Here is a 19,681-nt window from a genome sequence, read left to right on the forward strand (position 1 = left end):
TATTTGTCAATATAATATTAATAATATTAAAATAATAATGAATAGTATTACTTTATACTCATTTTTATGTAAAAAAGTATTACTCTATTTTAATATTGCACTTGTTTAAATGGTGAAAATTATGGACAAAAAACTTTTAATCGGTGGAGTTATAGTTCTAATAGCAATTATTGCTGGAGCTTTCATGTTTATGGGTAATTCCCATCATGATGATGATCCAACTCATTTGGTTGTTGCTGCACACAGTAACATCAAAGAGCCTAAAGCAGGTTTCGACCCGCTTACTGGTTGGGGATGTGGACATCAAAACTATAATCCTTTAGTACAATCCTGTTTATTTAAAACAGACTCAAATGGAACAATGGCTCCTGATCTAGCAACTGGTTATTCAATCAGTGATGACGGAAAAACTTGGACAGTAAACTTAAGAAACGATGTTAAATTTTCAGATAATTCAACTTTAGATGCTGAAGATGTGGCATTTACATTTAATAAAGCAAAAGAAACAGAATCTGAATTGGATTTAACAAATCTTGCTAATGCAACCGCAGTAAACAGTACTACAGTTCAATTTCACTTAGTTGAACCAAGGTCAACATTTATTTATGATTTAAGATATGTTGGTATTGTACCGGCTGAATATGATAATTCAACATATGGTGAACACCCTATCGGTTCTGGTCCTTATGTATTAGACCACTGGGATAAAGGTCAACAAGCAATCTTTAAAATAAATGATAATTATTATGATAAAAAACCTTACTTCACTCAAATCACTTTAGTTTTCCCTGAAGAATCAACTTGGTTGGAATTAGCTAAATCTAATGATTTTGATGTAGTGCCTGTAGCAACTTCTGCTTTAAATCAGTCTGTAGATGGATATCAATTTGTTGAAAAATCTGCAGGAAGAGCACAAGGTGTATCCTTACCATATCTTCCGGATAATGGAACTGTAATAAATGGTACTTATAAGATAGGTAATAATGTAACAGCTGATAAATCTATTCGTGAAGCATTAAATGTTGGTATTGACCGTAATAAAATGGTAGATTCTGTATTTTCAGGACATGCTAAACCGGAATATACTGGTGTTGACACAAGAGACTATGTAAATAATGCAAGTAAAGTTAATGATAGTAATGTGGAACAGGCAAAACAAATCTTGGCTCAAGGTGGTTGGAAAGATACAAACGGTGATGGAATCGTAGAGAAAAATGGTACTAAAGCATCATTTGACTTATACTATCCGCCAGATTATCTTGACAGACAATCTTTATCCACTGTATTTTCTGAACAAGCAAAACAAATAGGAATTGAAGTTAACCTTAAAGGTGCTGATTGGGATACAATTTATCAAAATATGTACAGTTCAGCTGCTTTAATGCAACAAACTTCCCCTGATCCTTATAAATCCATCTATCAACAATATCACAGTAAAGAGGTTGATGGTTTCTATATGAATCCTAATTTATATAATAACAGTGCTTCCGATGCTTTAATGGAACAAGCTATGCATAGTAATGACTTCAATCAAGCTAATAATTACTGGTCTCAATCTGCACTTGTAAACGGTGGAGGATGGGGTCCTGCTGGTGATGCTCCATGGGTATGGTTAGCAAACTATGACTACAACTATTTCATTAAAGATGGAGTTAACATAGGAAACCAACCTGATGGTTTAGGAAACGATATCTTAATTAACATTTGTGAATGGACAAGGGCTTAATCAAGTCTTTTTCCTTTTTTTTATTTTTTAAAAATTTTTGAGGGGGTTCAATATGAATCGAAAAAGTATTATAAAATTTTTTGGATATAAATTAATCCGTTTTATAATTTTAATGATTGCTGTTGCGATTTTTAGTTTTATATTATTAGATTTATCCCCTATTAATCCAGTTTCTGTTTATTTAAAAGGTGCTGCAGTATCTGAAGCTCAACGTCAAATTCTTAACCAATACTTTGGTGTGGGCGTACCACTTCCCACTAAAATTTATCATTGGCTACTGGATTTGATTCAAGGAAATTTGGGTGTTTCATTAATTTATCGTGCTCCTGTTATAGATGTTATTATAGATAAATTTACAGCATCTCTTGCATTAATGAGTATATCTTGGTTATTAAGTGGAATTATTGGATTTTTATTAGGTGTTGTTGCGGGTAAAAATAAAGGATCATGGATTGATAAGGCAGTAAAAACTTATTGTTATGCAATTCAGTCTGCACCTTCCTTCTGGGTAGGTATGCTTATCTTAATGGTCTTTGCAGTTTATTTAAAATTGTTCCCAATTGGTTTTGGTGTTCCTATTGGTGTTAGAAGTACGGATGCTACATTTATGGAATGGGCATCAAGACTTGTGCTTCCTACATTAACCTTGAGTTTGGTAGGTTTAGCACCGATTGCAATGTATACCCGTAATGAATTGGTCCAGGTATTATCTTCTGATTATGTATTATTTGCAAAATCCAGAGGTGAAAAAGGCTGGGATTTAGTAAAAAATCATGGAATAAGAAATATATTACTTCCAGCAGTTACATTACAATTTTTATCATTCAGTGAATTGTTTGGTGGGGCGGTTTTAGTAGAACAGGTATTTTCATATCCGGGAATTGGACAAACGGCTGTGGCTGCGGGACTTCAAAGTGATGTTCCACTATTTTTAGGTATTGTTCTATTTAGTGCAGTATTTGTATTTGTTGGAAATTTACTTGCTGATATTTCATATTATTTCATAGATCCGAGAATTAAGGAGAGTGAATTTAGTGATTAGAAAAAAAGCAACTAATGATAAGGAACAATGGTTCTTGTATAAGGCTAATCTTAGGACAAAAACTCTTCTAATAATTGGAATCTCTACATTATTGATTGTCAGTATTTTAATTTCTAGTTTATTCATCGGTGAAATTCCGACAAGTTTCACCAGCGCTAATCAGATGCCATCTTTTCAACATCTATTCGGAACTGATTGGATGGGACGGGATATGTTTTTAAGAACTGTTTCTGGTCTAAGTTTAAGTTTAGTTGTTGGTATTGTTGCATCTGGTGTCAGTACACTTATTTCAATAATATTGGGATTATTTTCTAGTTTCAATAAATTTTCTGATGAGGCTGTTGCTAGTATTATTGATTTATTCGGTTCAATTCCACACATCCTTTTAATTATTCTTATTTCTATCATGTTTGGTGGTGGAACATTGGGAGTAATTATGGGTGTGGGTTTAACGCATTGGACTCCTCTTGCAAGAGTTCTCAGGTCTGAAGTTAAGGAAATTAAAACTAAAGAATATATTCATTTAGCTCAAAACTTAGGAAAATCAAAAGTGTGGATTGCAACAAAGCATATTTTACCGTTAATTGTTTCTCAGATAATTGTGGGTGTTATTTTAATGTTCCCTCATGCTATTATGCACGAAGCAGCCATAACCTTTTTAGGATTTGGTTTGCCTCCTCATGATCCTGCAATTGGGGTTATATTATCTGAATCAATGCACTATTTATCTTCAGGATACTGGTGGTTAGCATTCTATCCTGGTCTATCCTTATTAATAGTTGTATTGTTATTTGATTTAATTGGTGAAAATGTTGAAAAATTACTTAATCCGGAAACTGCACAAAAATAAGAGGAATTTTATTATTTCTCTTTTTTATTATTTTTTTTGATGATATTATGAATTTTAAAATAACAGAAATTAACGATGATTCCAGTGAGATAAATCTTGTTCAAAACTTTTTGTATGCTCAGATTAAGGAAGAATATGGCATTGGTCCTACTCCAAAGTTTCATTATGATATTGAGGGAATAGAAGAATATTATATTCTGCCTGAAAGAAATAATTTTTTTGTAGCTTGGGATGGGGATAAAGTAGTTGCGACATCTGCCATCAGGGCTTATGATTTGGATTACGATTTTTTTAAAGATGTTTATTCAAAAGATGATACTGCAAGTATCTGGAGATTAATGGTCGATAAAAATTATAGAAGGCATGGTCTTGCCCGAAATCTTGTAGCTAAAATGGAAGATTTTGCACGCAGCAAATCTTATGATAAAATATATCTTCATACACATAGATATCTTGAAGCGGGTTTGCCATTTTGGAAATCTTTAGGTTATGTTGTAACTGTTGAAGAAGATGATTATGACGAAACAAGTCATATGGTAAAAAATTTAATTTAGGATTTTCATCCTAAAACTTATTTTATATTAAAATTAAAAACTATTACTGATGAAAAGAACAGCACTTAAAATCGGATATATCGGAACTAATTTTCATGGCTTTCAAAGACAGCCAAATGTAAGGACTGTTGAAGAGGAATTAATATACCATTTACGAAAATTGGATTATATTGATGATTTAAAAAAGTCCAGATTTAGAATTGCCGGCAGAACTGATGCAGGCGTTCATAGTTTGGGCAATGTCATTAGTTTCCAGTCTGAAAAAGAAGTCAGGGTAAATGAAATTAACAATAGTCTTCCCGATGATATTCAAATATTGGCTAAAGCTCCTGTTCGCTATGCTTTCAAGCCAAGATATGCCCAAATGAGACAGTATCGTTACATATTATTCCAAGATCTTGACATCGATAAATTAAATGAAGTTGCAGAAGTATTTAAAGGGACCCATAACTTCACTAATTTTACAAAAAGATTTCAAAAAACAACTACAAGAACAATTGATGAAATTAAAATCACAAGAGTCAACTTGGATGATTATCACAAAAGGGAATTTCCTAATTTGCATGATACGTTATCTCCAATTTTTGTGGACATTTACGGTGAATCATTTTTATGGAATATGGTAAGAAAAATGATGCGGGTTTTTGTAGATGTAGCTTTGGATAAAATGACTTTGGATGATGTCAGAGATTTATTGAATCCTCCTGAAAATTCTCCAAGAGCCAATATTAAAGTGACAGAAGCAGAATATTTAATTTTAATGGATATTCAATATGACGGTATTAAATTCAAGTATGATGATTATGCATGCAATCGCTTTAAAAGAAATTTAATTGATTCACTGGATGATTTGCAGAAAAAGTATGCAATCCGTGAATCTATGATAAAAAGTTTAAATGACTTATTTTAAGGAGTTATTGGATCTATATTATTTTTGTTGTTGAATTGTACAATATAATTTAGTGCATCATGATTGTAACCTTCGTCTATTACTGTAGTTGCATATAATGATGAAACAGTGTATTTTTTACCATCCAGTTCAATTAATTCCATTGCTCCCAAATCACTTTTTTGATTATCTTTAAAGTAATATATGTTTTTTTCACGGGTAGGCCAAAAACTATATTTTGACGTGTTTTTGAAATTAAGTTCACTTTCGTTATATTCTTTGACAATAAATCGCGGATTATCATATGCGTTTGGTATGATATAACTGCCTTCCCCTACTTTTTTTGAATAATCGTTAGGCATTTTTAAATCATTAATGTTTAAAGCGTATGCTGCGCTTATACCAAATATTAATATTATTAAAATTGGTGCTATTTTTTTAATCATTTTTATCATTTCCTTATAATCCCCATAATAAATATGCCATAAAGGCAATTGAAAGCAATAACATTATCCAGTCTAATTCCTTGAATCTGCCAGTAGCAATCTTTGCAATGGTGTATGTTACGAATCCCCATGCAATACCGCGGGAAATGGAGTAAGTTAAAATCATCATTGCAATAGTCATAGGCACCGATACCATAACAACATTGTCACTCCAGTTAACTTCTTTTAATTGCTGGATCATTAAAATCCCTACAATAACTAATGCGACAACTGTTACAGGAGGGGTAAATAGTGATAATACTATGGGGGCGAAGAATATGGATAATAAAAATAAAATCCCTATTACAATTCCAGTTAAACCGGTTCTTCCCCCAATTTCAATACCTGTAGAACTTTCAAGATATGCAGTTATGGGGCTGGTTCCACATGCGGAACCAATCATTTGAGCCGCTGCATTACCAATAAATGCTTTTTTTACTCGTTTTATGTTTCCATTTTCATCAACAAATCCTCCTTGTTTACCTAATGAAACAAAAGTTCCTGTTGTATCAAAAAATGAAAGAAATACTAGTGAAAATATAACTATTATGTTGTTGATATTGGAAAACAGCCCTCCAAATCCTCGGACAAATCCGAAGATTAGTGAAGTATTAATTTTTGTAGTGATTATTTCAGGTGAAATGGTTGGCATTAATGCTTCCCCCACTCCAAAACCAAATGAAATAAATATTAAACCAAGAATGGCATTCAAAATTAATCCAAAAAATATTGCTGCTGGCACTTTTTGAATATATAATATTATTGTGATGAAAATACCAATCAAGGCAAGCAATGTTGGTGGAGATAAAAGATTCCCCATAGTGACTAGTGTTGTTGGGTTCCCTACGATTATTCCACATTCATTAAGTCCAATAAATATTAAGAAAAATCCTATCCCGGCACCAATGGCCAATTTCAGGTCGTTTGGGATGATATTTATAATTTTTTCAGTTAATCCAGAAACAGTAATTAATAGGATAATAATGCTTGATAGGAATGTTGCCGCTAATGCCGTTTCCCAGGTATTTCCCATAAATATTATTATCGTAAATGTAAATAGTGCATTATGCCCCATTCCTGATGAAAGTCCGATAGGATATTTTGAAACAAGTCCCATTATGATACATGCAATTCCTGAGGCAAGTGCAGTTGAAAAAAAGACTCCTGATGCGGGCATTCCACTATTTGATAAAATTGAAGGGTTAACACCAAGAATATAAGCCATTGCAAGAAATGTGGTGATGCCTGCAAGAATCTCTGTTTTTAAATTTGTACCGTTTTCCTTAAATTCGAAGAAATTTTCTAACATTCAATCATCTTAAAATTATATTTTTCACAATATATTATTTAATTTAATTTATATTAAAGTTTCATCTTTTGAAATTTGATGGAGTTTGTTGTTCGTTTAAAAAATTAAAAGTTGTATGAAATCAGTTCATACAATCTATAATCCGAAGAACAGATATATTATGAAAACTATTGCAAGAATCCAGATGCCTATTCCCATTTCTTTGTATTCGCCTGCAGCTATTGATCCTATGGCATAGGTTAAAAATCCCCATGCGATACCGATAGAAATTGAATAACTTAAAATCATCATTATCACTGTCAAAAATACGGATGCAGCAATAACTGTACTTTTCCAGTTCACTTCTTTTAATTGACCCACCATTAATATTCCAACAATAACCAATGCAGCAGCAGTTACTGCGGGAGTAAATAATCCTAATATCAATGGAGAAATAAATATTGACAGCAGGAACATTATTCCTATTACAACAGAAGTTAAACCTGTTCTTCCGCCGATACCAATTCCAGTTACACTTTCTACATAAGCTGTCACAGTACTTGTACCGCAAATTGAACCGATTATTCCTCCTAATGCATCGCTTAAAAATGCTTTTTCAATTCCATTTGCCTGTCCATCTTCATCAACAAATCCACATTGTCTTCCAACAGTCATCAGTGTTCCTGTTGTATCAAAGAAAGTAACAAATACTAATGAAAATAACATGATTAGTAAATTAGGGATATTCGTGAACAGCTGCCAAAATCCTTTGGCAAATCCGAAAAATAGTGATGTATCCACATTTGTAGTTATTGGATGTGCTGGAATAGTAGGCATTAATGTATCTCCAACACCAAATCCGAGTAATGTAAAGATTACTCCGATGATTGCTGTTACAAGCAAACCAAAGAATACTCCAGCAGGTACTCTCTGAACATAAAAGATTAAAGTAATTAAAATGCCGATTAAAGCAAGAAGCGCTGATGGATTAAAAAGTGTTCCCATACTGACATAGGTTGATGGATCCGCAATAATTATTCCGCAACTTTTAAGCCCTAAAAATGCTAAGAAAAATCCTATCCCTGCGCCAATACCTAATTTTAAATCAATAGGAATAATATTTAATATTTTTTCCCTTATACCAGAAAGGGTAATTATTAAAAAGATTATGCTTGAAAGAAATACTGCTGCAAGAGCAGTTTCCCATGTATTTCCCATCTCCAGTATTATTGTATATGTAAACAGTGCATTAAGACCCATTCCCGGAGCGAGTCCGACAGGATATTTTGAAAGAAGTCCCATTATGATACATGCAATTCCTGATGAGAGGGCTGTTGCAAAAAAGACTCCTGACGCTGGCATTCCTCCTTCAGACAGCATTGAAGGGTTAACACCAAGAATATAAGCCATTGCAAGAAATGTGGTGATGCCTGCAAGAATCTCTGTTTTTAAATTTGTACCGTTTTCTTCAAATTTGAAAAAATTGCCTAACATATAATCCTCTCATCAAAATTTATTGTTTCGATAGATATTATTATGAATTTTTATATATTAAAATATTGACTAAAAATATTTTTTAGATAGATTTTAAAAATAATATAATTAGTGAGATTATGGATGATTATACTAATATGTATAATGACTTTTCAAATGTTGCAATAGCGGAGGAAAAGGTTTCTCCACAGGCTATTCTTGAAGTATTAAAAGATTACTCCGCAACAATTTCTGTATTTGATTTAATGATTGCTAATGCAGAAATGATTGAAGACAGTAAATATGTTCAGGATAGCTATAAGAAAAAGAGTATTGGCGTGTATGCAAAGTATTTTTTAGGCCGTATCCGTGAAATACGGGATGATGATAATCATTATGACAATGGAGTGGATAAGGAAGAGTTTATCGATGCCGTAGCTACATTAAAATCATATCATGATGCTGAATCCATATCCAGCAAATCCAAATTTCCTTTGATTTATGCCATAGTTTCTCTGTATACGACCTTTGTTTTAGAGGAACCTATTCATCCTGTAGGCACTCCATTTCCAGGTTCTTTGAAGGTTGAGGAAAAGGATGGCATATTTTATTGTCCGGTTAAGGATGCAAATTTGGAATCTCCTAATGCTGTTTGCAAAATGTGCATTGCTGAACAGTTGGAGTTTTGAAAACTATTTTTTTTCATGGTCCCAAGGATTATCATCGAACCATGGCTCTCCGCCGTACTTTTCAAAGAAAGCATCATCCCATGTCGGGTCGTAATTTTGATAATTGGATTCATCTTCCAGGTCATATCCTCTATGGTATGTATTTGCATTATATCTTGTGGTATTGCTTCTAGTCTTGGAGGAAGTACTTGGTTCGGTTGTCTTACAGCAGTAAGCAACAACTGCAATAAAGATTATAACTGCTATAATACTTTTTATAGGCCCTAAAGGGTCTCCATAATATAAGGCGATAGTAATTAGATTAATCATATTCTATATTGTGTATTTCATGTTATTAAAATGTTCTTTAATATTTAACAAAAATTTTTTTTATTTAAAAATTAAATATACTAATAAGTGATATTATGAAAATTGCTGTTGTACTAGGAACAAGGCCTGAAATTATTAAAATGGCTCCAATTATTGATGAAACAGTTAAACAAGGAATAGATTTAACTCTTATTCATACTGGCCAGCATTATGATAAGGAAATGTCTGATAACTTCTTTAGGGACCTTGAAATTCCAGCACCAGATTACAATATACAAGTGGGTTCTGGTTCCCATGGTAAGCAGACAGGATTGATGATGAAAGGTATTGAAGAGGTTTTAATTGATGAAAAGCCGGATATTGTTTTAGTTCAAGGTGATACTAATGCTGTTCTGGCCGGTGCTCTTGTAGCTTCTAAACTGCACATTGCTGTAGGACATGTTGAAGCAGGACTCAGATCTTTTGACATGACCATGCCTGAAGAAATCAATAGGAGGGCATGTGATGTTACTTCTACAATGTATTTCATCCCGACTGAAGAGTCAGCCATTAATCTATTGGCTGAAGGTTATTCTAGAAAAAATTTATTCATTACAGGAAATACTGTTGTTGATGCTTGTTTTAGGCATCTGGAAATAGCTAAAAAAAGAGGATTTGAAGAAGAATCTCTTGCTAGCTTAGATATTGACAATATGGATAATATTTTGACTTTAACAATGCATAGGGCAGAAAATGTAGATGATAAAAATCGTGTTTTAAATATTATTGGTGCACTGAAGGAACTAAAAGAAATGAATATCATTTTCCCAATACATCCAAGAACTAAAAAAACCTTGCAGGATTTTGGTTTATTTGATGAATTAAATGATTTAAGTCATGTTCACATTATCAAACCGGTGGGATATTTGGACTTTTTGCAGTTAACATCAAAATCAACATTAATTTTAACTGATTCTGGAGGCCTTCAGGAAGAGGCAATAACCCTTGATGTTCCTGCGTTAACATTAAGATACAATACCGAAAGACCAGAAACCGTTACTGCTGGTGGAAACATACTTGTCGGGTCAGACAAAGAAGTAATATTGGAAAATGCTAAAAAAATATTGAATGATAAGGATTTTGCTGATAAAATGAGAAATGCTCCAAACCCATATGGTCAGGGAGACTCAGCAAAACTGACAGTTGATGCAATAAAAGATTATTATGAAAAAGGATTATTGAATATTGAAGCTCCAGAAGATATCATGACATCATTTAAAAGAAAAATGGCATCAATAGAAGATGATGTCACTGTTAAAGATTTTGAAGAGAAAAATAATGCTTTAATCCATTTGGTTTTCGATGGAGAAAAAATGCGTTTTCCGGTGGATGATTTAAACATAAAAGAGATGTGTGTTACTTATGACGAATACCAACGATGATTCAATTTTAGTATTTGAGTACTTTACAGCTTCCGGAGAAAAAGACAGATGCATTATTTCAGAAGCTGAATCCTTATTATTTTCATTAATCGATGATTTAAAAGATTATGATTTGGATGTTGTTGTAAATGAATCTTATGAAAATGTTATGAATAAATATGATAATGTTAATCCCATATTGATTAATACAGACATTATCTCTTGGCTTGAAGAGAATGCTTCCAAGTTTAAAAGAGCGATTTTCATTTCAGCGGAAATGGATAATGCATTATATAATATCACGAAAATTCTGGAAGAAAATAATGTTTATATTTACAATTCATCAAGTGAGGCTTGCCTTATAGCATCTGATAAGTCTTTGACTTACGAAACAGTATCAAATGCACTTCCTCAACCAAGAACCTTCAGATTTAAAATAGATTCTAAAGGATATTGGAAAAGGGCAATCACAAATTTGCATAAAAAATGGCAGGCCGAAGATCCATTAACTCCACTTAAGTTAATAATAAAACCGTTGATTGGTGTTGATTGTGAAGACATAGTTATTATTGATGATATTGATGATTTGAGTTATGATCTGGAAAAAATATTTCCTCCTCAGTCAAGAATCATTGTTCAGGAGTTTATTGAAGGTGAAGATGTCAGTGTCAGTCTGATTTGTAAAGATGGTAATGCCACACCAATAAGTTTAAACAAGCAATTCATACAATTAAAAAATGATAAGGAAACTTATCTTGGTGGAATGCTGCCTTTCAAAAGTGAATATGAAAAAGAAGCCTTCGAGGTGGCAAAAAAAGCATGCGAATCTGTTGACGGATTAAAAGGTTTTGTGGGTGTTGACTTATTGATAAGCAAAAATGATGATATTTATCCTGTATATTTGCTTGAAATCAACTCAAGATTCGCAACTCCTTATGTGGGACTTAAAAAAATAGCTAATTTTAACATAGCAAAAACAATTATTGAAGGCAATATTGATGAAATTGATATTTCCTTAGATGGTGAAGTGGAATTTAAAAAACAAGGAAATAACTTAGATATTAGGAGAATTTAAATAATGAAAATTGCAGGTTTTGATATTGGTGGAGCAAACACTGATTTAGCAGTTATTGACTTTGTAAATGGTGAAATAAAAAACATTGAAGTTGATTTTGCATATCTTCCAATGTGGAGTAATAATGATGATTTATCACGAGTTTTAGTTGAATTGATTGAAAATATCTGCCCACTATCTGAAATTGATGCTGTGGGCATATCAATGACTGCTGAACTTGTAGATGCTTATGATACTAAAAAAGATGGGGTTTTGGATGTAGTTAAAAAATGTGAAGATACTTTCACATGCCCAATTGCTTATGTTGGAATTGATGGGATGATGTCCAAAGAAGAAATTGAAAAAACCCCTCTTAAGGCAGCCGCTGCAAATTGGATTGCAACAGCTCAAATAGCAACATTAATTTCCGATAATTGTATTTTTATTGACACTGGAAGTACAACAACAGATATTATTCCTATTAAGGATGGTAAGGAGTGTGCTATCGGTAAATCAGATTTCGACCGTTCAGCTACTGGTGAACTCGTTTATACAGGAACTTTAAGAACAAATCTGGCTTCCTTTTTGGATAAAATTGAATTTAATGGAAAGCAGTATCGTGTGGCTAGTGAATTGTTTGCACAGACTGCTGATGTTTACATGTTATTGGATTTAATTACTGAAAAAGACTATGTTTGCGATACTTTTGACGGTGAATCAAAGTCAAAAATAGACTGTGCCAAAAGAATTGCACGCGTTGTCTGTGCAGATTTGGAAATGTTGTCTGAAAGTGATATTGTTGAAATTTCAGAGTTTATTCATCAAAAACAAATTGAACAGATTGCGGATGGACTGAAACAAGTTCATGAAACTCAAAACTTGGATTTGATTATCACTACTGGTTTGGGCAAAGATATTTTAGATAGGCCTGCAGCAGAATTATTGGGGCTTGAAGTTAAATCTATGGGAGATATTTTAACTGATGAGGAATGTGTTGTTGCTCCTGCCGTTGGAACTGCAGTGATGATGAATAAATATTTTAATGATTAGCTATGACAAAATATACTTATTATACTGACGGTGCAGCCACCATGATTAATAAAAAGGGTAAATACCTTCGTGGGGCTGGGGGATGGGCTTTTATATTATTGATTGATGGCAGTGAAAATTCAAACAGTTCCGGAGGATGTCCTCTAACAACAAACAATGAAATGGAATTGTATGCCATATATGCATCAATGAAAGACTTTCTTTTAAAATCGGAATCTGGAGATACTATTGAAATATGTTCTGATTCATCATATTGCATTGACACATTCACCAAATGGGTTAAAGGCTGGAAAAGAAGAGGATGGAAAAAATCAGACAACAAACCCATTAAAAATTTAAATATAATTAAAGCCGTTTGCAGATTAATGACAGAGATTGACAAGAAATCATGCAGTCTAAAATTCGTTAAGGTGAAAGGCCATTCTTCAAATGAATGGAACAATAAAGCCGATGATTTGGCAGTCAATGCTAAAAGTGTTGCTTTTAAATCAGGAAAAACTGTTTATTATAATGGTAATGATGGTCTTTTAGGTGGAAAATCAAAGTATGTTTGATTAATACCATACGTCTTTTATTCCAAGCAAATAAGCTCCAGTATTGGCTATCAAATGTATAATTAATGTTAATACAATTGCAATTATTATAAATTCTAAACTAAAACTAACAACCAATGAAGCAAATAATAATGCAACGATTAAAAAGTCAATCTGATCAAGTATTGGTGCAGGTTTTCCACGTCCAATTCCCACTCTTCTTTTTATGAAGCTGCCTAAAGCGTCACCGACCAATGCTCCAAATGCAAGTAAAAACCCGATTAAGATTCCATTTGAAACGCCAACAGCTATTGGAGTTACTATAACATTTCCATATAATGCGAGCAATGTTGATCCGTAATATCCTTGTATTGCCCCTACGAGTGTTCCCAATACTGTCCCTCCAATCAAACCTTTCCAGGTTACACCATCTCCAATCCATCGGTTGCCTTTTGAGTCGGTTTTTCCGAAATCCAGAGGTTTTCCTCCTCCAAAAATCAATCCGCCACTGTTGGATATGTATGCTGGAAGTAAAAAGTACAGGACTGTGATACATTCAATCCCCAACATTGCAATGTTAAAACTCATTTTTTATTTGCTCCAATAAAATTTATATTATGTATATTCTATACTCATTAAAGTATTTATATTTTAAATAACTATAAATATTAAATTAACTATATTTATTTATATTATGTTTATCTGATATTGAGTTATGTTTTTTTGTTAGGTGATTTTTTGAAAATTAAAGATACTAAAAGTTTATGTCCAGAGTGTGGTAAACCTCTTGATGCGGAAGTTTTTGAAGAAGAGGGAACAATCTACATCAAAAAAACTTGTAATAATCATGGGGAATTTGTCAACACTTACTGGAGTGATAGTGAAATTTATGATAGGGTAAATGATTATGAACCGTCTATCACTTCCGTAGAAAACCCTTGTGTAGATGATATTGGCAGTTGTCCATCTAATTGTGGGCTTTGTTCCAAACATGAAACATCTACTGTATTGGGATTAATTGATGTTACTAATAGGTGTAATTTAAGATGTCCTGTTTGTTTTGCTAATGCAGCAGCTTCAGGACGTTTATTTGAGCCTACTCAAGATGAAATTAGGCAAATGCTTAGAAATTTAAGAAATTTAAAACCACATCCTACTCCAGCTATCCAATATGCTGGTGGAGAGCCTACTGTCAGAAAGGATATTGTAGAATTAGTTAAAATGGCTAAGGAAGAAGGTTTTACTCATGTTCAAATTGCAACCAATGGTTTAAAATTAGCAATGAAAGAAAATTTGGCTAAAGAATTAAAAGCCGCTGGTTTAAATACAGTATACTTGGCTTTTGATGGTGTAACTCCTGAACCTTACATTAACAATAGGGGAAGAGATTTACTTCCTTATAAATTAGATGCGATTGAAAATTGTAGAAAAGTAGGTTTAGGTGTTGTATTGGTTCCTACTTTAATTAAGGGTGTTAATGATCAGCAAGTAGGAGAAATCATTAAATTTGCATTTGACCACAGTGAAAATGTCTATGGAGTTAATTTCCAACCTGTTTCATTTGCTGGAAGAACTCCTGCCGATCAAGTGGAAGAACAAAGAATTACTATTCCTGATTTCGTCCAGATTATAGAAGACCAGACTGATGGTGAAGTAAAAACTACTGACTTCTATCCTCCGTCTTCAGTTGAACCTTTCGCTAGATTCATTGGTGATCTTGAAGGAGGAAAACCAACTGTTACTCTCAATTGTCATCAACATTGTGGTATAGCTACTTATGTATTCAGGGAAAAAACTGAAGGACCAGGTAAGGATAAATTAATACCAATCAATGATTTTATTGATGTTGATGGATTATTTGATAAATTAAACGAATTATCTGATAAATTAGAAAAAGGCGGTTTTGCAAGAAAACAAAGGGTTTTAGCTAGTGCTACTAAAGCTATTCCAAAATTAATAGATTCCAGTAAAGCTCCTAAGCATTTGGATGTTAAAAGGATTTTAATTAATGTATTCACTAAAAGATCATATGAAGCTTTAGGTGATTTTTCAAAAGATGCAATGCTTATTTCATGCATGCACTTTATGGATCCGTTTAATTTTGATGAAGACAGAGTTAAAAAATGTGTTATTCATTATGCAACTCCTGATGGCAGAATTATTCCATTCTGTACTTTCAACTCAATGTATCGTGAAGGTGTTGAAGAAAAATTCTCAACTCCTTTAAAAAAATCTAAAGAATAAATAATATTGGGGCATACTATGTATATTAAATCACCTTCCAGACTTCATTTAGGCCTTATTGATATGAACGGTTCCTACGGCAGGCTTGATGGTGGAATTGGATTAACAATCCAAAATCCTAGTTTTCTTTTATATGGGGAAAGCGCTGAAAAAGGCATCACAATAGATTTCAATGATGATGCTAACTTAACTGATATTATTAAAGATGAATGTGTAAAAAAAATCACTAACTCAGCTCAAAAAGTCATTGACCATTATGGTGTTGATGAAGGATTTTACTTTAGGGTTGATGGAGCATATCCTCCACATTCCGGTTTGGGTTCTGGAACTCAGATAGCTTTATCTACAGGAAAGCTCATCACAGAACATATTGGCCAAGAAGCTGATGGTCTTACTCTTGGTAAAATCACTGGTCGTGGCGGAACTTCTGGTATCGGAGTTTTCGCATTCGATTATGGCGGATTTATTGTTGATGGTGGACATAGCAGAAAAGAAAAGGACTCTTTTTTACCGTCTTCCGCTTCTAAAGCCAGTCCTCCACAATTGTTTGGTCGTTATGAGTTTCCTGATGAATGGGGAGTATTGCTTGTAATATTGAAATCTGACGTCAGTGTCAATGGCCAAAAGGAAGTTAATATTTTCCAAGAATACTGTCCTATTGACCGTCGTGAAGTAGAATTGTATTCCCATTTAATTTTCATGAATATGATACCATTTTTATTAGAAAAGGATTTGCCTTGCTTTGGAAACATTATAAATAAAATACAAACAATTGGTTTTAAAAGCATTGAGGTCAAACTCCAATCAGATAATATTAAACAATTAATGGCAAAATTAACTGAAATTGGTGCATATGCAGTTGGAATGAGTTCATTTGGACCAACCGTCTATTCATTTTATGATAAAACTAATGAGCATATTGTACAAGAAATTAAAGATTATGTTGGCGATGATGGCATAGTTATAACAACAAAGGCTCAAAATCATGGTCATGTTCTTACTAAATAGTGATTATTATGGACGTTATTTGTGGAAAAACCTGGACTTTTGGTGAAAATATAGATACTGATGTTATTATTCCTGGAAGATACTTGAGAACATTCAATCCTCGGGATTTGGCTGATCATGTTCTTGAAGGAGAAAGGCCGGATTTCACTAAAGGTGTTCAAAAAGGTGATGTTATAGTTGCAGGAGATAATTTCGGCTGTGGTTCTTCACGTGAACAGGCCCCTGTTGCTATTAAAACTGCAGGTGTTGATGCGATTGTCGCTAAATCATTTGCAAGAATTTTTTATAGGAATGCAATTAACATAGGTTTACCTGTTATTGTAAGTGATATTGAAGCTAAGGACGGAGACATTATCAAAATAGACTTGGCTAATGGCAGTTTAATTAATAAAACTTCAGGTGAATCTGTTAACTTTGAACCATTTAAAGAGTTCATGTTAGATATTTTAGAAGATGGTGGTTTAGTAAACCATTATTTAAATAAAGATTAATTTTTTTAAAAGGAGGCATAAAATGGAATGTCCAATTTGTGGTTCTGATGATATTGAAATTTTAAATTCAAAACAAAAAGAATCGAAAAAGAAATTTATGGAAGAATATCTTTTAAAATGTTTTGACTGCGGTCACGTTTTTAAAGATGTTGTATCTGCAAGCAAACCTAAAAATTATAGGCTTATCATATCTGAACAAAATAAATCTCATAAGACTTCAATTGAATTATCTCCAAGTGATGAATTGAAAGTTGGCGATGTCCTGCTTTCTGATTTGGGTCAGGTTGAAGTTTCAAGTATTGAAGTAAAAGATACCCGTGTTAATAAATCATTAATTGAAGATATTACAACCATATGGGCAACATCTGTTGAAATTCCAGCAAGAATTGGATTTTCTGTAGATTTGCATGGTGAAGTTGATTCATATAAGCTGGATTTAGAAAGGGACTTTGAAATTGCTCCTGGTGATGTTGTAAAAATTGAAAATCATATTGTAAAGGTTCATGTCATTAAAACAAATGATAGAAAGCTCACTTCAGGTTTTGCCAAGGCAGGAGTAATTAAGAGAGTTTATTCAAAACCTGTTAAATTTAATAATTATGATTATGATTTGACTTCAAATATTTTCAAAAAAACTAGTTAGAGTGTATCCATGAAAGTTTATATTGATTCCTACGGCTGTACATTTAACAAGGCTGATGGTCAGATTATGGCAGGAGTTTTAAATGAGAATAATATTGATTTAGTCGATAATATTGATGATGCTGATGTCATTATTGTAAATACCTGCTATGTTAAATTGCCTACTGAAAATAAGATTGTTTATAAAATCCAGCAACTGCAAAAAAATTATCCTGACAAAAAGATTATTGTCGGGGGTTGTATGGTTGAGATTGATCCTGAAAAATTGGATGGTATCGGACCTGATTGCAGTTGGATTGGACCTCATCAGTTAAATAAAGTTGCTGACGTTGTCAAACAGACTTATTGCGGGGAAGTCATACGTGAATGTGGGTTTTCAAAAGAAAGTAAGGTCGGTGTTCCTAAAGTTACTGACGACAGTTTGATTCATATTATTCAGATTTGTGAAGGTTGTTTGGGAGCTTGCGCCTTCTGCTGTACTCGTTTTGCTCGCGGACCATTGAATAGTTATCCAATATCTGATATTGTTGCAGAAGCAAAGGAAGCTATTGAAAATGGGGCCTGTGAAATTCAACTTACTGCTCAGGATACTGCAGCTTTTGGCCGGGACAGCGGTGAAAAACTATCAACTTTAATCAAAGAAGTGGCTAATTTAGATGGAGATTTTCGTGTTCGTGTTGGAATGATGCATCCTAAAAACATTTTAAATGATGTTGATGAAATAATTGATGCAATCAAAGAACCGAAGGTATATAATTTCATTCATTTGCCGATACAAAGTGGCAGTGACAAAGTCCTAAAAGAGATGAGGCGAGGACACACCATTGATCAATATATTGAAATAGTCAATAAATTTAAAAAAGAAATTCCTGATTTGACTTTGGCAACTGATATTATTGTGGGCTATCCTACTGAAAATGATGATGATTTTTTAAAAACTGTCGATTTGCTTAATGAAGTCAAACCCAGTTTGATTCATTTGTCTAAATATCAACATAGAAAAGGTGCAATTTCTTCATCACTTAAAGAAATTCCTCCTCAAATTGTGAAGGAACGTTCAAAATTTTTATCCCAAATTAAGAGTGAAATAACAAAGCAGGAAAATGAAGAACTGCTAAACTCACATCAAAATGTTTTAATTGTTGAAATTGGTTCTAAAGGTGGATTCATTGGCAAAACAGATTCATATATTCCAGTTATAGTTGAAGATGTTAATTTGGGAGAATTTGTTGAAGTAAAAATAACTCATGCGACCGCTACATACCTGAAGGGCATTGTAGAATAATTTATTTTTTTTATCTTTTTAATGATATTGTTTTTATAATTTTCATATATTTTCTGTCTTTATTTATTTATTTTTTTAGTATTACTTTTCTATTTATAAAACACTTACTTGATAGGGCAATGGTTTATATATAAGTGAAATATAGCCATTTTTTCCAAAACATTTATATACTATGGGTTACTATCATTTAATTGGAGGTGAAATAATGAGTGAATTACCAATCGCACCAGTAGGTCGTATCTTAAAAAATGCTGGAGCACAAAGAATTAGTGACGAAGCTAAAATTGCATTAGCTGAAGCATTAGAAGAAAAAGGTGACGAAATCGCTAAAAAAGCTGTTAATTTCGCACGCCACGCTGGTAGAAAAACTGTAAAAGCTGAAGATATCAAATTAGCTATCAAATAGGCTTTTTACTTTTTATTGAAATCTATTGGCCATTTTCTTGGTCAATTTTTTCTTTTTTTAATCGGTCTTGTTAATTTGCAAACTTTTATATATTACTTTTTACATAGTATAGTATGTTGCACAGGACCGGTGGTCTAGGGGTATGATTCCTCTTTGACGTGGAGGAGATCACGAGTTCGAATCTCGTTCGGTCCATATGCCATGGTAGTTCAGATGGGAGAACGCTAGACTGAAGATCTAGATGTCGCTGGTTCAAGTCCGGC

21 protein-coding genes and 1 tRNA gene are annotated in these 19,681 nt (G+C 33.0%); 17 read left to right on the plus strand and 5 right to left on the minus strand.

The annotated features are described in order from the left end of the window. Positions 1-121: 121 nt before the first annotated feature. From ACKI3Q_RS07035 to truA, 5 genes are read left to right on the plus strand one after another with little or no spacing between them, the layout of a single operon-like run. Positions 122-1,726, plus strand: coding sequence for an ABC transporter substrate-binding protein (locus tag ACKI3Q_RS07035; protein WP_407415633.1), 1,605 nt, complete (start codon positions 122-124; stop codon positions 1,724-1,726). A 52-nt stretch (positions 1,727-1,778) separates the two neighbouring features. After that, positions 1,779-2,768: an ABC transporter permease gene (locus ACKI3Q_RS07040; RefSeq protein WP_407415635.1), complete on the plus strand. Its 990-nt coding sequence runs from the start codon at positions 1,779-1,781 to the stop codon at positions 2,766-2,768. Beyond that, positions 2,764-3,618 carry an ABC transporter permease gene (locus tag ACKI3Q_RS07045; RefSeq protein ID WP_407415671.1) on the plus strand — a complete coding sequence of 285 codons (855 nt, stop codon included), beginning with the start codon at positions 2,764-2,766 and terminating at the stop codon, positions 3,616-3,618. The genes ACKI3Q_RS07040 and ACKI3Q_RS07045 overlap by 5 nt, the downstream gene beginning before the upstream one ends. A gap of 47 nt (positions 3,619-3,665) precedes the next feature. Next, positions 3,666-4,172, plus strand: coding sequence for a GNAT family N-acetyltransferase (locus tag ACKI3Q_RS07050; RefSeq protein ID WP_407415637.1), 507 nt, complete (start codon positions 3,666-3,668; stop codon positions 4,170-4,172). 49 nt (positions 4,173-4,221) lie between these two features. Continuing rightward, positions 4,222-5,082 (plus strand): tRNA pseudouridine(38-40) synthase TruA, encoded by an 861-nt coding sequence (gene truA, locus ACKI3Q_RS07055; protein ID WP_407415639.1) that lies wholly within the window; start codon positions 4,222-4,224, stop codon positions 5,080-5,082. Here truA and ACKI3Q_RS07060 read toward each other — a convergent pair. From ACKI3Q_RS07060 to ACKI3Q_RS07070, 3 genes are all read right to left on the minus strand, one after another. Beyond that, positions 5,079-5,507 carry a hypothetical protein gene (locus ACKI3Q_RS07060; RefSeq protein ID WP_407415641.1) on the minus strand — a complete coding sequence of 143 codons (429 nt, stop codon included), beginning with the start codon at positions 5,505-5,507 and terminating at the stop codon, positions 5,079-5,081. The genes truA and ACKI3Q_RS07060 overlap by 4 nt on opposite strands. Before the next feature lie 13 nt (positions 5,508-5,520). Further along, positions 5,521-6,855, minus strand: coding sequence for an NCS2 family permease (locus ACKI3Q_RS07065; RefSeq protein ID WP_407415643.1), 1,335 nt, complete (start codon positions 6,853-6,855; stop codon positions 5,521-5,523). Positions 6,856-6,990: 135 nt separating this feature from the next. After that, positions 6,991-8,328 (minus strand): NCS2 family permease, encoded by a 1,338-nt coding sequence (locus ACKI3Q_RS07070; protein ID WP_407415645.1) that lies wholly within the window; start codon positions 8,326-8,328, stop codon positions 6,991-6,993. 119 nt (positions 8,329-8,447) lie between these two features. On the opposite strand from ACKI3Q_RS07070, the gene ACKI3Q_RS07075 reads away from it, so the two are divergent. Beyond that, positions 8,448-8,996 (plus strand): DUF2115 domain-containing protein, encoded by a 549-nt coding sequence (locus tag ACKI3Q_RS07075; RefSeq protein WP_407415647.1) that lies wholly within the window; start codon positions 8,448-8,450, stop codon positions 8,994-8,996. A 3-nt stretch (positions 8,997-8,999) separates the two neighbouring features. Here the strand turns inward: ACKI3Q_RS07075 and ACKI3Q_RS07080 are convergent, their stop codons facing one another. Continuing rightward, positions 9,000-9,305: a hypothetical protein gene (locus ACKI3Q_RS07080; protein ID WP_407415649.1), complete on the minus strand. Its 306-nt coding sequence runs from the start codon at positions 9,303-9,305 to the stop codon at positions 9,000-9,002. A gap of 95 nt (positions 9,306-9,400) precedes the next feature. On the opposite strand from ACKI3Q_RS07080, the gene wecB reads away from it, so the two are divergent. From wecB to ACKI3Q_RS07100, 4 genes are read left to right on the plus strand one after another with little or no spacing between them, the layout of a single operon-like run. Next, the gene (gene wecB / locus ACKI3Q_RS07085; protein WP_407415651.1) at positions 9,401-10,726 is read left to right on the plus strand and encodes a non-hydrolyzing UDP-N-acetylglucosamine 2-epimerase; all 1,326 of its coding nucleotides are present in this window, start codon (positions 9,401-9,403) and stop codon (positions 10,724-10,726) included. Continuing rightward, on the plus strand, positions 10,707-11,780 hold the full coding sequence (locus ACKI3Q_RS07090) for an ATP-grasp domain-containing protein (protein WP_407415653.1): 1,074 nt from the start codon (positions 10,707-10,709) through the stop codon (positions 11,778-11,780). Before wecB ends, ACKI3Q_RS07090 begins: the two co-directional genes overlap by 20 nt. Before the next feature lie 3 nt (positions 11,781-11,783). Beyond that, positions 11,784-12,809, plus strand: coding sequence for a hydantoinase/oxoprolinase family protein (locus ACKI3Q_RS07095; RefSeq protein WP_407415655.1), 1,026 nt, complete (start codon positions 11,784-11,786; stop codon positions 12,807-12,809). A gap of 2 nt (positions 12,810-12,811) precedes the next feature. After that, on the plus strand, positions 12,812-13,363 hold the full coding sequence (locus ACKI3Q_RS07100; RefSeq protein WP_407415657.1) for a ribonuclease H: 552 nt from the start codon (positions 12,812-12,814) through the stop codon (positions 13,361-13,363). On the opposite strand, the gene ACKI3Q_RS07105 is transcribed toward ACKI3Q_RS07100, so the two are convergent. After that, positions 13,364-13,930: a CDP-2,3-bis-(O-geranylgeranyl)-sn-glycerol synthase gene (locus ACKI3Q_RS07105; RefSeq protein ID WP_407415659.1), complete on the minus strand. Its 567-nt coding sequence runs from the start codon at positions 13,928-13,930 to the stop codon at positions 13,364-13,366. 150 nt (positions 13,931-14,080) lie between these two features. On the opposite strand from ACKI3Q_RS07105, the gene tes reads away from it, so the two are divergent. The 7 genes from tes to ACKI3Q_RS07140 all read left to right on the plus strand — a co-directional run bounded on the left by tes (position 14,081) and on the right by ACKI3Q_RS07140 (position 19,613). Next, positions 14,081-15,586, plus strand: coding sequence for a tetraether lipid synthase Tes (gene tes, locus ACKI3Q_RS07110; protein ID WP_407415661.1), 1,506 nt, complete (start codon positions 14,081-14,083; stop codon positions 15,584-15,586). Between the two features lie 18 nt (positions 15,587-15,604). Beyond that, positions 15,605-16,594: a beta-ribofuranosylaminobenzene 5'-phosphate synthase gene (locus ACKI3Q_RS07115; protein ID WP_407415663.1), complete on the plus strand. Its 990-nt coding sequence runs from the start codon at positions 15,605-15,607 to the stop codon at positions 16,592-16,594. Positions 16,595-16,602: 8 nt separating this feature from the next. Further along, on the plus strand, positions 16,603-17,085 hold the full coding sequence (gene hacB, locus ACKI3Q_RS07120; RefSeq protein WP_407415665.1) for a homoaconitase small subunit: 483 nt from the start codon (positions 16,603-16,605) through the stop codon (positions 17,083-17,085). Between the two features lie 22 nt (positions 17,086-17,107). Continuing rightward, positions 17,108-17,728: an HVO_0476 family zinc finger protein gene (locus ACKI3Q_RS07125; RefSeq protein WP_407415667.1), complete on the plus strand. Its 621-nt coding sequence runs from the start codon at positions 17,108-17,110 to the stop codon at positions 17,726-17,728. Between the two features lie 9 nt (positions 17,729-17,737). Next, a complete protein-coding gene (locus ACKI3Q_RS07130; protein WP_407415669.1) occupies positions 17,738-19,012 on the plus strand; it encodes a tRNA (N(6)-L-threonylcarbamoyladenosine(37)-C(2))-methylthiotransferase in 1,275 nt (424 codons plus the stop codon). Between the two features lie 205 nt (positions 19,013-19,217). Beyond that, a complete protein-coding gene (locus ACKI3Q_RS07135) occupies positions 19,218-19,418 on the plus strand; it encodes a histone family protein (RefSeq protein ID WP_292797481.1) in 201 nt (66 codons plus the stop codon). Positions 19,419-19,541: 123 nt separating this feature from the next. After that, a tRNA-Val gene (locus ACKI3Q_RS07140) sits at positions 19,542-19,613 on the plus strand. The last annotated feature ends 68 nt before the right edge of the window (positions 19,614-19,681 follow it).

Origin of the sequence: Methanobrevibacter sp., assembly GCF_045636185.1 — an archaeon.
Lineage (GTDB): Archaea > Methanobacteriota > Methanobacteria > Methanobacteriales > Methanobacteriaceae > Methanocatella.

Excerpts from the sequence above, each read along its gene's own strand:
- ACKI3Q_RS07035 (WP_407415633.1), top strand. The coding sequence starts at position 122 with ATGGACAAAAAACTTTTAATCGGTGGAGTTATAGTTCTAATAGCAATT.
- ACKI3Q_RS07040 (WP_407415635.1), top strand. The coding sequence starts at position 1,779 with ATGAATCGAAAAAGTATTATAAAATTTTTTGGATATAAATTAATCCGT.
- ACKI3Q_RS07050 (WP_407415637.1), top strand. The coding sequence starts at position 3,666 with ATGAATTTTAAAATAACAGAAATTAACGATGATTCCAGTGAGATAAAT.
- truA (WP_407415639.1), top strand. The coding sequence starts at position 4,222 with ATGAAAAGAACAGCACTTAAAATCGGATATATCGGAACTAATTTTCAT.
- ACKI3Q_RS07060 (WP_407415641.1), bottom strand. The coding sequence starts at position 5,507 with ATGATTAAAAAAATAGCACCAATTTTAATAATATTAATATTTGGTATA.
- ACKI3Q_RS07065 (WP_407415643.1), bottom strand. The coding sequence starts at position 6,855 with ATGTTAGAAAATTTCTTCGAATTTAAGGAAAACGGTACAAATTTAAAA.
- ACKI3Q_RS07070 (WP_407415645.1), bottom strand. The coding sequence starts at position 8,328 with ATGTTAGGCAATTTTTTCAAATTTGAAGAAAACGGTACAAATTTAAAA.
- ACKI3Q_RS07075 (WP_407415647.1), top strand. The coding sequence starts at position 8,448 with ATGGATGATTATACTAATATGTATAATGACTTTTCAAATGTTGCAATA.
- ACKI3Q_RS07080 (WP_407415649.1), bottom strand. The coding sequence starts at position 9,305 with ATGATTAATCTAATTACTATCGCCTTATATTATGGAGACCCTTTAGGG.
- wecB (WP_407415651.1), top strand. The coding sequence starts at position 9,401 with ATGAAAATTGCTGTTGTACTAGGAACAAGGCCTGAAATTATTAAAATG.
- ACKI3Q_RS07090 (WP_407415653.1), top strand. The coding sequence starts at position 10,707 with ATGACGAATACCAACGATGATTCAATTTTAGTATTTGAGTACTTTACA.
- ACKI3Q_RS07095 (WP_407415655.1), top strand. The coding sequence starts at position 11,784 with ATGAAAATTGCAGGTTTTGATATTGGTGGAGCAAACACTGATTTAGCA.
- ACKI3Q_RS07100 (WP_407415657.1), top strand. The coding sequence starts at position 12,812 with ATGACAAAATATACTTATTATACTGACGGTGCAGCCACCATGATTAAT.
- ACKI3Q_RS07105 (WP_407415659.1), bottom strand. The coding sequence starts at position 13,930 with ATGAGTTTTAACATTGCAATGTTGGGGATTGAATGTATCACAGTCCTG.
- ACKI3Q_RS07115 (WP_407415663.1), top strand. The coding sequence starts at position 15,605 with ATGTATATTAAATCACCTTCCAGACTTCATTTAGGCCTTATTGATATG.
- hacB (WP_407415665.1), top strand. The coding sequence starts at position 16,603 with ATGGACGTTATTTGTGGAAAAACCTGGACTTTTGGTGAAAATATAGAT.
- ACKI3Q_RS07125 (WP_407415667.1), top strand. The coding sequence starts at position 17,108 with ATGGAATGTCCAATTTGTGGTTCTGATGATATTGAAATTTTAAATTCA.
- ACKI3Q_RS07130 (WP_407415669.1), top strand. The coding sequence starts at position 17,738 with ATGAAAGTTTATATTGATTCCTACGGCTGTACATTTAACAAGGCTGAT.
- ACKI3Q_RS07135 (WP_292797481.1), top strand. The coding sequence starts at position 19,218 with ATGAGTGAATTACCAATCGCACCAGTAGGTCGTATCTTAAAAAATGCT.